Source organism: Streptomyces sp. NPDC056160, assembly GCF_042268205.1.
Taxonomy (GTDB): Bacteria; Actinomycetota; Actinomycetes; order Streptomycetales; family Streptomycetaceae; genus Streptomyces.
This window is the reverse complement of record NZ_JBHJUW010000368.1, coordinates 1-1,150: the sequence shown is the minus strand read 5'-3', so window position 1 is coordinate 1,150 and position 1,150 is coordinate 1. Positions and strand designations below refer to the sequence as shown.

General features: G+C 74.8%; 1 protein-coding gene. It reads right to left on the bottom strand.

Annotation, left to right across the window (positions count from 1 at the left end; all coding sequences use genetic code 11):
• Positions 1-118: 118 nt before the first annotated feature.
• Positions 119-1,150 (bottom strand): S9 family peptidase (locus ACFC02_RS42775; protein ID WP_376368473.1); only part of this gene is annotated, 1,032 nt, incomplete at its 5' end.

The window sequence follows — 1,150 nt, the reverse complement described above, 5'->3', positions numbered from 1 at the left end:
TGGGGGGCCGCGTCTTTTGTGTATACGCCCCCGCGGTCGGGCCGTGGGGGGGCGGTGGGCGGGCGGGGCGCGCTACCCCCTTGCGGGGCAGGCGCGCCCGGCCCGTCGCCGTGTCCGCTCAGCCGCCGAGGCCGAGGGACCGCTTGAGGAAGTCCACCTGGAGCAGGAGCAGGTTCTCCGCGACCTGTTCCTGCGGGGTCATGTGGGTGACCCCGGACAGCGGCAGCACCTCGTGCGGCCGGCCGGCGGCGAGCAGCGCCGAGGAGAGCCGCAGGGCGTGGGCGACCACCACGTTGTCGTCGGCGAGGCCGTGCACGATCATCAGCGGGCGGTGCGGTTCGGCGGGCGCGGACAGGCCGCCGTCGCCGGTGACGAGGGAGGAGTGCTCGTACGGCTGCGGGTCCGCGGCCGGGTCGCCCAGGTACCGCTCGGTGTAGTGGGTGTCGTAGAGGTGCCAGTCGGTGACGGGGGCGCCGGCGATGCCCGCGTGGAAGACGTCGGGGCGGCGCAGCACGGCGAGGGCGGAGAGGTAGCCGCCGTAGGACCAGCCGCGGATCGCCACCCGGTCGAGGTCGAGCGGGTGGGTCTCGGCGAGGTCCTGGAGGGCTTCGATCTGGTCGTCGAGGGTGACCGTGAAGTCGTGGTGGATCGCCTTCTCCCAGGCGGGGGAGCGGCCGGGGGTGCCGCGGCCGTCGGCGACGACCACTGCGAAACCCTGGTCGGCGAACCACTGGGAGGTGAGGTACGCGTTGTGCGCGGCCAGCACGCGGGCGCCGTGCGGGCCGCCGTAGGGGTCGAGGAGGACCGGTAGGGGGGCGGCTGTGGCCGTGTCACGGGGGTAGTCCGTTGGCATAAGCACGGCGCACGGAATTCGGCGTGCGCCCCCCTGGGTGAGGGTCACGCGCGGGGCGATGCCGGGCTTTTCGGCGTACGAGGCGATCTCCGCCACCTGCTCGCCGCTACGCAGCACCCGCACCCGCGACCCCGGCCGGTCCAGCGTCGCCGACACCAGCACGGTCACGTCCCCGGCGCGCACGGCCGTGTGCACGCCGGGCTCCTGGCTGACGCGCTCCACGCCCAGCTCGTTGACCCGGTAGACGTGCGTCTCGCCGGTCTCCGCCTCGGCGGCCTCCTCGCCCGCCGAGGCGGC